Raw genomic sequence first — 12935 nt, 5'->3', positions numbered from 1 at the left:
GCTTAATGGCGTGGATTGTCTTTTACCTGTGTGCAGGCCTTGAGGGCTTCCACTGTAACCTGACTGATAAGCCTGCCGGTGTAGTAGCTGACCAGAGGATCTACTGCATGCTTATCTACAATCCTGTATTTGGACGGAAGACCGCTTAGGGTCAAAGCGATGGTATCTGCTCTGCACCGGTCACAGGTGCATACCTCAAACTGCTTCATAAAATAGATGATCTTATCCTCAACCACTCGCTGCATAACATTCAGCATGACATAATCCGGTTCCGGCTCTGCAGGTGGTTCCGGTTCCGGTGTGAGCTCCAGAATCTCTTCTGCAGGTTTTTCCGGTGCCGATTGGGATGCGGCAGCTTCTGTGTCAGAGGCCGGAGTATCTGCCGGCTTCGGCGGTGCGGCAGCCGGAGTAACAGAAGGCGCTGCTTTTGACGCATCAGAAACCGGCGTATCCGTTGCTTCTGGAGCTGCAACAGCTGAAGCAATGGCAGATGCCGGTTCCGGCTCAGCAGCAGTAGCAGCAGCAGATGCTGCCGGCTCTGGCTCCGTGACGGGTGCCGAAGCGGAAGGGCTTGGTTCTTCTCCCAGCTCCTTTAGTAACTCATCCCGAATCTGTTCGGCAATCGGATCATCCTCTTTGGAACCGTTATCAATGATCGATATATTAGAAGGAACCTCGTGGACGGGAGCAGACTGAACTTCTGCAGGAGCAGGCTCCGCTTTTTTCGGCTCTGTTTCGGCCGATTCTGTTTTTCCCGGCTCCTTAGCAGATTCCGGTTCCTTTTCTGCTTCGTCTCCGGTATCCTGTCCTGAAAGCAGATTTAATACATGTGCGGTCTTATTACTTTTGCGTGCCATGGAGAACCTCCTGTTGACTTATCTTGTATAGTACTTCCCGGACAAAGGCTTTATAATCAACAGCCGGATTGGAACGGGGAGCGTAGTCATAGATACTTTCCCCATGGGCCGGCGCCTCAGCCACCGTTACGCTTGGACGGATGGGAGTTTCAAATACAGTGCTGTTGATTTGCTGAGCAATGTTCTCTGCCATCTCCTTTACCTCTCTGGCAAGGATGGTGCGGCGGTTAAACTTTGTCAGCACAATCCCCAGAACATGAAGATGGGGATTTACAGAGTGCTGGACAGAATTGATGGTTTCCTTAATCTGAGCAACACCCACAATGCTCAGGATCTCTGCCACCATAGGAATGATTAAGTAGTCGGCGGCGGCGTAAGCGTTCACAGTCAGAATGTTCAGAGCCGGCGGCGTGTCAATAATAATGTAATCGTATCGATCCTCCACAGGCATCAGAAGGCGCTTTAACATCAGCTCCCGTCCGGGTTCATTAAATTCCAGTTCCGCACCGCTTAAGAGAATATTGGATGTAATAAGGTCACAGTAATCCGTATTCTGAATGGCGGCTTCGATGGGAACCTGATATTTGAAAACCTCATAAATGGTTTTTGAATCCTCGATATCCAGGCCAAGACTGAATCCGAAGTTGCCCTGGGGATCCAGATCAATGCCAAGTACTTTTTTGCCCTCGCTGGTAAGTCCGGCTGCCAAAGCACTTGAAGTAGTGGTCTTTCCCACACCACCCTTCTGGTTGGTAAGTGCAATGATTGTAGCCAAAATGAATTCCTCCGTTTCTAAAAATTTCAATTAAGTATTAACTAAAGTATACTATATGCCGATAAATAAGTACAGAGTAATTTCGAAATTGTGTCAAAATCAGCTTCTGGCTTTAGCATAGAAGTATAGGTTCGGAGCAATTTTGTGACGTGATTAGAGAGAAAAAAGAGATAAAAGGAGTGGTTAATATGGCTAGTATCGGTGGTCTTAGTACATCTACAAGCAGTTCTCTTTCAAGCTTAAGAGGTTATGGAGGACTTGCCAGCGGCTTGGATAGAGATGAATTGATTTCGGGAATGACTTCGGGAACACAGTCGAAGATCGACAAGCAGCAGCAGGCGAAGACAAAGCTGGAATGGCAGCAGGAGGCTTATCGGCAGATTAGTGACAAGATGATTGGCTTTGCTGAGAAGTATACTTCAAGTATGTCCTCCAGCACCAATCTGTTCAGCGATTCCCTGTGGAGTGCGGCCAGTACCAGTGTAATAGGAGCGAACAGTAAGTATATTGGCGTGAGCGGATCTTCAAAAGCCGCAGCGGGTCTTAGTATTCTGGGTGTAATGCAGATGGCAAAGAATACAACTATGACCATGAAGTCAACAGTATCCGATCGGAATGTGTCTACAGGCGCTATCAGTACCGGTTGGGAGAATGTAAGTCAGATAGGAGGCAAAAGTCTTTCATTTAAGGTGGGAGATACAACTTATAGTATAACGCTTCCCTATGGAGACGGAAACCAGTATAACAATGCGCAAGATGTTGCGGATGCAATCAATGCGGCTTTAAAGAAGCAGGATGTAACCTTTTCCACTAGCTCTACAAAGGAAAGAAAGCTTTCGGATTTTGTAAAAGCAGGTGTTGACGAGAACGGAAATCTTACTTTACAGCAGGGTGACAAGACAGAAGGCAATACTGTGCAGCTGATTGGCGGCACTGCTTTGGAAAACCTCGGCTTTAAAGCAGCATTGGATGATGCAAAGAAAGATAAAAAATCCGGGGTTACTCTTGGCACTGAGGCATTGGAGAGTAAAGGACTTAAACTTTATGAACAGCAGTCCTTTGCACAGCGCATGGGCGGGAAGAGCCTGACCTTCAACTACAACGGAACTTCCAAGACGATTGATCTTCCGTCGGCAGGCGAGTTTTATCAGTATGCATCCGGAAAAGCAATTGTAGATAAAGAGGGATACCTGATTGACGAGGATGGCTATCGTTTTGATAAGGATGGTCAGCGGGTTAATAAGAATGGTAATCTGATAGATGAAAACGGCAAAGAGATCAAGGATGAAAACGGCAATTCCATCAAAGGCGGCGAAGCAATAAAATTCGGCAAAGTTGATCAAGACGGCAATGTCCTTGATGAGAAGGGGAAGGTTGTAAATGGAAAGGATGGCCAGCCTTTAGAGGTCCAGGAGCGTGGGGACCAGCTGGCGTATCTGGAAGAGGCGCTGCAGAAGAGCCTGGACGCAGCCTTCGGAAAAGGCAGAGTAAAGGCCGAGATTTCCACAGATGGCGTGACAAACGAAAAGAGCCTTACTTTCAAGACCACCACACCTGATGGTGAGCCGGATAATACCTCCATTCTATCCATTACCGGCGGAAGCACTTCCCTGATGGCAAGTCAGGGTGGTATGGGTATTGTGTCCGGGGAATCCAACCGGTTAAACTTGAATGCAAGTCTTAAGAACTCGGGCCTGGCAATTACTCCCACAGACAATGATAAGGTTCCGGCAGACGGCAAATATTCCTTGAATATTAATGGAAAGGAAATTAGCTTTACGGAAAATGATTCGATTTCCTCCATTATGGATAAGATCAACAACGCCAATGCAGGAGTGAAAATCTCTTATATGTCAATGGCGGACAAATTCGTGGTAGAGTCCACAGAGGATGGCGCAGGAGGGGAAATAAAGCTTTCCGGAAGCGGAGCATTTGTTCTTTTTGGTGAAGAGATTGATTCTGGGGATCCATCTAAAGCGGTAAACAGTGATATTACGCAAGGTCAGGATGCCATTGTAGCAGTAAAATATGCCGGCTCAGATGAAGTTGTAGAGATTCATAGAGGAAGCAACAGCTTCTCCATCGAAGGTCTGAATGTAACCGTAAAGGGAGAATTTGGTTATACAAAAGATGAAAGCGGCGATAAGAAGCTGACAAATGATATAAATGACGCCGTGACCTTCGATACCAACGTGAATGCAGACAAGATGGCAGCTGCTATTTCCGACATGGTCAAGGAGTATAATGAGATTATAGAACTTGTGAACTCTCAGGTAAGTACTCGTCCGGACAGCGACTATTTCCCGCTGACAGATGCTCAGAAGCAGGAGATGTCGGAGAGTGAGATTAAACTTTGGGAAGAAAAGGCAAAGGCCGGAATGCTGTTTGGTTCCAGTGAGCTTCGGGGCTTGTCTGATGATTTATGGTGGGTAATTTCTCCCAAGGATCAGCAGGCTATGGAGGCAATGGGAATTTCCGTATCCAGCAGCTGGCAGGATAACGGCAAGCTTACCTTTGATGAGAGCAAGTTCCGTGCGGCTGTAGAACAGGATCCGGATGCGGTAAGAGAAATGTTTACCAAATCAGACGGAATTGCCACAAATATGAAGAGTGTTATGAACAAGTATGTGAATACTTTAGGAGCAACAAAGGGTATTCTCATTGAGAAGGCGGGTTCCACGAAAGCGCCGACCAGCATACTAAACAATTCCCTGAAATCTGAGATTGATGATATTGACAAGATTCTGGAGAACCTAAAGACACGTCTGAAATCCGAGCAGGACCGATACATCAGCCAGTTTACACAGTTAGAGACGCTGATTTCCCAGATGAATTCTCAGAGCAGCTATTTAAGCGGACTGGGATTCTAATGGGGCGATCCATAGAAGAGCTGCCTTTGGGAAAGAAGGAAAGAAAGGATAAGAAGTGAAGCAGTGATGAATGCAAACGGTTATCAGCAGTATAAGACCCAGTCTGTGAATACCATGACAGCCAGTGAGATGTTGCTTTTGCTTTTTGACGAGCTGGTAAAAAGACTTACCAGAGCAGAGCTGGCATTGGAGGTAGAGGATGCGGAACTGTTTGAACAGTCCGTAAACCGTTCCAGAGAGATTGTACAGTATTTAAAGACGACTTTAGACAGACAATATCCTATTAGCAGAGAATTGAGCATCATGTATGATTTCTTTATCTATGAGCTGTCACGGATTAGTGCAGGCAGGAATCCCAAGGTGATTCAGGAGCTGAAGGAATTGGTAGAGGAGCTGAGGGAAGCTTTCCGGGAAGCAAGCAGAATGCTTAACAATTGAGGGGACAGAGCAAAATGGCAGATCAGGAATTGTGGACAGAACTTTTAAAACAGATGCACAGGCGGTATCAGGCAGTAGACGAAGTGTTTCGCCAGACAAAAGAGATTGCGGATGCCTTATCAAGGGACGACAGAATGGCAGCCCAGATGCTTTTGGGAATGCGTCAGGAGGAATTGGATCGTCTTACCGAGAGTAAGGAGAAGATATATCTGCTTCTGGAATGTGCCGACCAGCAGGAACGGACAGAGATTCTTAATCTGCTAGAAGGAAAGTGCAAGGCTTCTCTGGAAGCATCCTTTGAGGAAAAGAAGATAGGGGAGATAGGAGAAAATATCAGAAGAAACCTGGAAAAGATTGTGGCGCTGGATCGTATGATAAGCGTGAAGCTGGCGGGAAAGGATTCTTTTTACAAACAGCCGTGATAATTATTTTCGGGGAAAGAAAGGGCGATTCGGAAATTCGCCCTTTCTTTTTTTGCAGAAGTGTTGTAAAATTTTATAGGAAAGCAGGAAAGAGTGAGGAGATTCTATGGCCCAGATTGTGTTTGACCATGTAACCAAGATATTTGAGCCGGATGAACTGGTATTAGATGAGATATCCTTTCAGATTGAAAAGGGTGAATTTGTATTTTTAATCGGGAAAAGCGGCGTGGGAAAGTCAAGCATACTGAAGCTTTTGAGCAGGCAGGAGGAAGCAAGCGGCGGAAGGATCTTCGTGGAACAGAAGGATATCAGCCTTTTAAAAAGGAAGGAACTGCCTTATTTTCGGAGAAAGTTTGGAATTGTGCAGGCAGATATGCGTTGTCTTCGTGACAGGAATGTGTATGATAATCTCCTTCTTGTTATGCGATCCTGCGGAGTTTCACATAGGGGAAGCAAAAGGCGGATTATGGAAGCATTGGGCAGAGTGGGTATGATCCACATGGCGGAGCGCTATCCACAGGAATTGTCCGTGGGGGAGGAAGCCCGGGTGCTTTTGGCCAGAGCCTTGCTGACAGAGCCGGAGATTCTTCTGGCAGATGAGCCCACAGCCAATCTGGATCCGGATTCAGCCTGGGATATGATGAATCTTATCAATGATGTGAACCATCAGGGAATTACTGTGATTGCCAGCAGCCATTCGGTAGAACTGGTGAATATTATGCATAAGCGTGTACTGACATTGGTGGAGGGCATGCTGGTTTCGGATGAAAAGAATGCAGGTTACAGTTCAAAGGCACTGGATATTTTCGAGGAACGCAGGGTACAGCAGCTCCGTGAGAAAAAAAACAGAGAAAAAAAATATGATTTTTGATTATTTTAGTTATTTATATTACTTTAGAACCGATATATAATATAGGAGTATCTAGTGATATGGATATTTTTCAAATATAGCTTCCATATTTTGGAGATAGATTTAGGAAGGGGGCAAAGGATATGTCAGTTGGAAGAATCAGTTCTTCAATGGTTAGCTACATGAACTATACATCTTCCATCAATCAGCTGCGGTTGCAGCAGGCACTGCAGAATTATCATTCGAATCGGCAGGCTGTTTCTCCGGTGCAGCGTGTTAACAGCTCCTACAAGGATTCCAGTTTGGATTTTTTGAAGAGTTACAATACGACTATGTCGGATCTGATGCAGTCAGCCAATACACTGAGGGAGTCGAATTCCTCCGGTGCGGCGAATGCTTTGAAGCTTGGGAGCTCCGACGAGACAGTTGCAATAGCGGAGGAGCGGTTTGGCGGTGTTCGTTCAGGACAGGAACTGACGCTTGATATAACTCAGGTGGCGAAGGCTCAGATGAATGAAAGCAAGGGTGTCAATGCTTTGGAGAAAGCATCCTCCGGCATGGATTTCAGCATTCGCTCTGAGAGTGCATCGGGGGGCGTGTCATATGCGTCGGTTAAGGTTGATGCCCGTAAGAGTAATGGGAGCCTGCGAACCAATCAGGAGATGCTGGAGGAAGCGGCCAGCCAGATTAATCGGGCAAAAAGCGGTGTCGAAGCCAGCGTTGAGGTGAAGGACGGCAAAGCATCACTTCGAATAACAGGAAAAAATACAGGCGAGGGCAATACGTTTCAGGTTAATGGGAATACAGGAATTGCCGAAGGCTTGAGTGATACGGTGCAGGCGGCTCAGAATGCCAATTATTCCGTGACACAGAATGGCGTAAGCCGGAATTATGTATCTTCTGCCAATGAGGTTTCCTTAGATATGGGAAGGGTGAAAGCGTCCCTTATGAGTGAGGGTAAGGCAGTCATTTCGGCCCAGCAGGACAATGAAAAGATTGCATCTGCTGTCAGTGATTTGGTAAAGAGTTATAATAAAGCAGTGGAATTTCTTGGAAGCAACACGGGCAAGGGTTCTGCAGTCAATATGCAACTCCGGAATATGGTGAGAAGCCTTGGCTCGGAACAGTCTTTGGAAAAGGCCGGAATTACAATGAATAAGGACGGCACTCTTTCCTTTGACAAGGAGACTCTGGCAGCTAACATGAAGAAGGAACCAAATCTGGTAAGGGATGTCATTTCCGGAAGGAACGGCATTGCGCAGGCAGCTTTTGACAGAGGTTCGGCGGCTATGCGGACCAATTCCGCCCAGCTTGTGCAGAACATGCGGCAGACAGAGGAGAGCTGGGCTGCGGACAGCTATCAGTTTATGAATACATTTTCGAAATCAGGCGCTTATAATCTGAGTAATTATATGGCCCTTGGGCTGATGATGGATTATTTCGTATAAAAGAAGAGGGCCGGGAAAGCGGCCTTTCTTCTTGTGCCATAGGGATGCCTGGGGCACAGGAATTATGGATTCTTTATTAGGAAGAAAGAGGTTCCTTTGATGAATGTATTGCAGCAAGAGCGCCGATATCTGCTTTTGCTGGTATCGGCAGTCCTAAATCAAAAGAAGGTTCCTATTATGTCTAACAGTCTGATGCCTTGGAGGACGATCTATCGTCTGGCGGATACCAATCAGGTGGCGAACCTGTGCTGGCTGGGTGTGCTGGGACTGGGTGTGGAGACAGAGAAAGAAACCAAGGCTCTTTTTTATGAAAGCTATCAGAGGGAACTTAAGAATGTATCCGGTTATCAGAGCGCAGAGAAAGTGCTGATTTGGCAGCTGGAGCATAAAAAGATTCATTTTCTGATTCTGGAGGGAACAAACTTAAGAGAATTATATCCTCAAAAAGAAATGCGGAGGATGGATTATATCCGTATCCTTGTTTCTCAGGGAGATCTGCTTCGTATTGATACACTTATGCGGAGCATGGATTATGAGTCTCAGGAAAACAGAGAAGACGACGGAATTCTGTATTATAAGATTCCGGGTGTCTATGTTATGTTTTATGAGAAAATAAAGTTTGTCAACAAAAAGCTGGAGCGTTTTTTTGACTCACCTGTACGTATGTATTCTAAAATAAAGGGATATCGTTACTTTAGGTCCTTTGATAAGGAAGAAGCCTATATTTATATGGCAGGCAGGGCCGCTAATCTATACGGTCTGGGCAGGGCGACTATTCGGACGGTGCTGGATTTTTGGCTGTATGAGAAGCAGCATAAGGAAGAATTAAACTGGCCTTATGTGGACAAAATATTGAAACGGTATAAGATACTGGAATTTTCAGAGTATATGTTGAAGCTGGGAGATATCTGGTTTCAAAATGAGATCAGTGACGAGATGGAGATTTACAATGCTATGGAGGCTTATATCCTGTCAAGAGGAGAGCAGGGCAGGCAGCTAAGCGGGAAGATTCTCCCACTGCTTCAGGATGTGGCAGATTTTTATAAAAGAGACAGAAAAAAGGAATGGATGAACAGGGAAAGGGAGGCTTTGTTTCCTCCAAAGGAATATATGGAAGGCTTGTTTCCTGTTCTAAAAAAGCATTCATGGCTGTATATGGTCTGCTGCCTGATTCGGTTGTGGAGAATCTGGTCGTCCAAAGCAAAGCAGTTTTTTGCCGGAAAGCGTGACTGGCTCAAAGAGAAGTTTGTGCCGAAGAAAAGCCAGGAAAAAGAAATGCTGGATTTACAAAAAGAAAATGAAAAAATATAAGGATGGAGTAAAAAAATGAAAAACTTAAAGATTTCACAAAAGCTGATCGTTTCTTTCGGCACGATTCTGCTGATCAGCATCATTCTGGTGATACTCTCTATATCAGCCCTGCGCTCAATCGGAGATAAATCACATGAGGTGTACGAAGGACCCTTTGTGGCAGCTGCGGAAGGCATGAACATTGCCGAGAAGATGTACAATGTATGGGGAAGCTTAAATGCGGCTCTGGTAGAAGAGGATCTGGCGAAATATGAGGCTCGGATCAATGCAAGCGCTGCGGAGGTAGTTGCGGGCTTAAATAAGCTCCAGGAGATGTCCGGTTTCTCCAGCAGTTCCATACAGAAGCTGCTGAATGACAGCGGCGAAGCACAGGCGCTTATCGGGCAGATTATTGAACTGATGGGACAGGGAAACTGGGAGGAAGCCAGGGCTGTGCTCACAGGAGATTTCTCCCAGGTTTTTGATGAGAGTTCTGCGGCAGCAGAGGCCATTTATAAGGAGGCTAATCAAGCAGCCGAAGATATGAACGGATCTGTCAATAGAACCACCAACAACGCATCGTTATTTATTTTGGGCCTGCTAGTTTTGGCTGTGCTCATTGCAGTTGGAATTATAATGATTCTGATTAAGGGATTGACCCAGCCTATTTATGAGCTGGAGGAGACGGCAAAGGCTATTTCCACCGGTAATATTGAAAATCATATTACTTATGAATCCAGGGATGAGTTGGGCGTTTTAGCGGACAGCTTCCGCAAGACCAGTGAGGTGCTTTCTGCGGTTATCCAGGATATTTCCTATCTGATGAACGAGATGGCAAGGGGCAACTTTGATATCCGTACCAAAGCGGAGAATTTCTATGTGGGTGATTTTCATCCTATTTTGTCGGCTATTCGTGAGATGAACCGGAATGTGAGTACAACCCTGTATCGGATCAATGAGGCAAGTGATCAGGTGGCAAGCGGTTCGGATCAGGTATCCAGCGGCGCCCAGGGACTTTCCCAGGGCGCAACAGAGCAGGCAAGCGCCGTGGAGCAGCTTGCGGCATCCATCAATGATATTTCCGATCAGGTTAAGCAGACCTCCGAAAATGCAAAGATGGCAAGCCAGCAGGTAGAGAATGCAGGATCGGATCTTCAGATTTCCAACCAGAAGATGGAGGAAATGATTGGGGCCATGTCCGAGATCAGTGATAGGTCCGGCGAGATCGGCAAGATCATCAAGACCATCGAGGACATTGCATTCCAGACCAATATTCTGGCTCTGAATGCTGCAGTAGAGGCAGCAAGAGCAGGAAGCGCCGGCAAGGGCTTTGCTGTTGTGGCTGATGAGGTGCGTAATTTGGCATCCAAGAGTGCGGAGGCGGCGCGGAATACAACTCATCTCATTGAGGGATCCATGCAGGCCGTGGACAACGGCACAAAGATTGCAGGCAGTACGGCGGAAGCGCTTCTGTCCACGGTGGAGAGCACCAAGAATGCGGTGGAGCTGGTAGAGAAGATTACCCGGGCGGCGGAGCAGCAGGCTACATCCATTCAGGAGATTACTCAGGGCATGGATCAGATCTCCAGTGTGGTTCAGACTAACTCTGCAACAGCTCAAGAGAGTGCGGCGGCAAGCGAGGAGTTGTCCAGCCAGTCTCAGATGCTCAAAGAGCTTACAGGCCGGTTTACCTTAAGGAGAGATTAGTTATAAAAAATTTTTGTTTTCTGTGGACAACAGAGCAAATTAGCAGTATGATAAAGAAAGTGAGAATTACTAATACTGCACAATAAAGAGGAAAAGAAGGGGAAAGACATGTTAAAGAACTTGAAAATCAGAAGCAGATTATTGGTAAGTTATGCGATTGTTCTGGTATTGACGGTTATCATTTCAGTGACCGCTATTTCAAAACTGAATGCGGCCAACCAGAATCTCCATGACTTTTCGAACGGTGCCATGACAGCCAGAAGTCTGGTACGCAACAGCCGTATGAGCACCAACACGGCGGCCCGGTATCTGCGTGATATGGCGATTTCAAAGGACAGCGCAACCTTGGAGAGCAATGCAAAGCGTGTAGATGAGCTTATTGTATCCATCCGTTCCGATATTGAGGAATTGAAAGCGATGAATATTCTGGACGCAGGTGAGGTCAATACATATTCCACGCTGATGGAGCAGTGGATTGCTATCGGCGGAAGAGTAGAGGAGAGTCTAAGATCCGAGGCGGCAGCAGGCAATTCCAATACCACGGGTATGACAGAGTCCGAGCGGATTCTGGTAGAGGAATGCACACCAACTTTGGATGCACTGGTTGCACAGGCTATGGTTCTTGATGATGCCACGGCAGTTCTTCAGGACGAGACACTGGATGAGAGTGTGAAGTCCACCAATCAGGATATGATTATCGTTGTCGTCCTGCTGGTGGTGGCAGTGATTCTTGCATTTGTTATCTGCATTCAGGTAACGGCTTCCATTGTAAGACCTATTGCAGAGGTGGAAGAGGCAGCTCAGAATCTCGCCAAGGGTCTGGTTAAGAATGATCTGACCTATACAGGTAAGGATGAGATCGGCGTTTTGGTGGACAGCTTCAGGGTAACTTTTAAGGCATTGGATGCCATGATTACGGATTTGAACCGTCTCATGGCAGAGATGGCGAAAGGTAATTTCAATATCCGCACAGCAGCAGAGGAATACTATGTTGGTGATTTTGCACCACTTTTAGTTTCTATCCGGAAGATGACTTCCAATTTGAGTACAACCTTGAGTCGCATCAATGAGGCTTCCGACCAGGTGGCAAGCGGCTCCGATCAGGTATCCAGCGGTGCACAGGCACTTTCCCAAGGCGCTACGGAGCAGGCAAGTTCTATTCAGCAGCTGGCAGCATCTATCAACGAGATTTCTCAGAAGGTGGTACAGACAGCACAGAACTCTCAGATTGCCAGTGAGCAGGTTGGCAAGGCAGGCGAGGAGTTGACCATTTCCAACCAGAGAATGCAGGATATGATTGCAGCTATGTCTGAGATTAGCCAGAGTTCCAACGAGATTGGCAAGATTATTAAGACCATTGAGGATATTGCATTCCAGACCAATATTCTGGCTCTTAATGCGGCTGTAGAGGCTGCACGCGCAGGAAGCGCTGGTAAGGGCTTTGCGGTTGTGGCAGATGAAGTACGAAACCTGGCTTCTAAGAGTGCGGAAGCTGCTAAGAATACCACAGCTCTCATTGAGGAATCTATCCATGCAGTGGAGAATGGTACGAAGATTGCCGACAGTACAGCCAATGCCCTTGTGATGACAGTAGAGAGTACCAAGGTTGCGGTAGATGTTGTGGATAAGATTACACAGGCTACTACGGAGCAGTCCAATGCGATCCAAGAAGTAACTCAGGGAATCGATCAGATCTCCAGCGTAGTACAGACTAACTCTGCTACAGCAGAGCAGAGCGCTGCAGCCAGCGAGGAGCTGTCCAGCCAGGCAGAGATGCTGAAGAGCCAGGTAAGACGCTTTAAGCTTCGTTCCGATGTTTCTACTGCATCTGCATCCTATGAGGAAGAGCCTGTAGTGGCTATGGATTTGGACTATGATTCCGAGCCTGCTGCGCCCGCATCTTCTTCCGGTCATGAGAGTTACAGCTCCTATTACACAGGAGATAACAACAGCAAGTATTAAGATGAAGCCAGTAATATCCGGTAATTAATGGCAGTACAATAAAAGTCTCAGGAGTTTATGAACTCCTGGGACTTTTTTGCACTCCTGAATCTTGTTTTTACGCTCTTGGCAGCAAGTGACCTCGCTTCGCTGGGTCAGACCCTGCTTCAATTTGTACTGAATGGTTGCGAACGGTTTCAAATGGACAATATTAACATACTACAGGCGGCTTATACTGCAGGCAGTTGAGCCGATATTATATAAAAGGAGCAATACACATGGCACGAATCATAAGCATGATTTACTTCAGAAGTTAAATTTTTCATAAAGAATATTT

Annotated in this window: 10 protein-coding genes; 8 read left to right on the top strand and 2 right to left on the bottom strand. The window is 46.5% G+C overall.

What is annotated here, in order from left to right; translation table 11 throughout:
* Positions 1–2: 2 nt before the first annotated feature.
* Both VSQ61_RS00260 and VSQ61_RS00255 read right to left on the bottom strand, forming a co-directional pair.
* Positions 3–857, bottom strand: coding sequence for a late competence development ComFB family protein (locus tag VSQ61_RS00260; protein WP_334342417.1), 855 nt, complete (start codon positions 855–857; stop codon positions 3–5).
* Positions 841–1632 (bottom strand): ParA family protein, encoded by a 792-nt coding sequence (locus VSQ61_RS00255; RefSeq protein ID WP_334342416.1) that lies wholly within the window; start codon positions 1630–1632, stop codon positions 841–843. Before VSQ61_RS00255 ends, VSQ61_RS00260 begins: the two co-directional genes overlap by 17 nt.
* A gap of 188 nt (positions 1633–1820) precedes the next feature.
* Between VSQ61_RS00255 and fliD (VSQ61_RS00250) the strand changes: the two genes are divergently transcribed.
* The 8 genes from fliD (VSQ61_RS00250) to VSQ61_RS00215 all read left to right on the top strand — a co-directional run bounded on the left by fliD (VSQ61_RS00250) (position 1821) and on the right by VSQ61_RS00215 (position 12619).
* Positions 1821–4502: a flagellar filament capping protein FliD gene (gene fliD / locus VSQ61_RS00250; RefSeq protein ID WP_334342415.1), complete on the top strand. Its 2682-nt coding sequence runs from the start codon at positions 1821–1823 to the stop codon at positions 4500–4502.
* 66 nt (positions 4503–4568) lie between these two features.
* Positions 4569–4940 (top strand): flagellar export chaperone FliS, encoded by a 372-nt coding sequence (fliS, locus tag VSQ61_RS00245; protein ID WP_334342414.1) that lies wholly within the window; start codon positions 4569–4571, stop codon positions 4938–4940.
* A 14-nt stretch (positions 4941–4954) separates the two neighbouring features.
* Positions 4955–5362, top strand: a complete 408-nt coding sequence (locus tag VSQ61_RS00240; protein ID WP_334342413.1) for a hypothetical protein — start codon at positions 4955–4957, stop codon at positions 5360–5362.
* 106 nt (positions 5363–5468) lie between these two features.
* The gene (locus VSQ61_RS00235) at positions 5469–6233 is read left to right on the top strand and encodes a cell division ATP-binding protein FtsE (protein WP_334342412.1); all 765 of its coding nucleotides are present in this window, start codon (positions 5469–5471) and stop codon (positions 6231–6233) included.
* 122 nt (positions 6234–6355) lie between these two features.
* Entirely contained in the window at positions 6356–7660 is a 1305-nt protein-coding gene (gene fliD, locus VSQ61_RS00230) for a flagellar filament capping protein FliD (protein ID WP_334342411.1), read from the top strand.
* 99 nt (positions 7661–7759) lie between these two features.
* On the top strand, positions 7760–8971 hold the full coding sequence (locus VSQ61_RS00225) for a nucleotidyltransferase family protein (RefSeq protein WP_334342410.1): 1212 nt from the start codon (positions 7760–7762) through the stop codon (positions 8969–8971).
* Between the two features lie 15 nt (positions 8972–8986).
* Complete coding sequence (locus VSQ61_RS00220; protein WP_334342409.1) at positions 8987–10657, top strand: methyl-accepting chemotaxis protein; 1671 nt, start codon at positions 8987–8989, stop codon at positions 10655–10657.
* Positions 10658–10765: 108 nt separating this feature from the next.
* Positions 10766–12619 carry a methyl-accepting chemotaxis protein gene (locus VSQ61_RS00215; RefSeq protein ID WP_334342408.1) on the top strand — a complete coding sequence of 618 codons (1854 nt, stop codon included), beginning with the start codon at positions 10766–10768 and terminating at the stop codon, positions 12617–12619.
* The last annotated feature ends 316 nt before the right edge of the window (positions 12620–12935 follow it).

The organism is Candidatus Merdisoma sp. JLR.KK006, from assembly GCF_036941035.1.
Classification (GTDB): domain Bacteria; phylum Bacillota; class Clostridia; order Lachnospirales; family Lachnospiraceae; genus Laedolimicola.
This window is presented reverse-complemented; position numbering and strand designations above follow the sequence as displayed.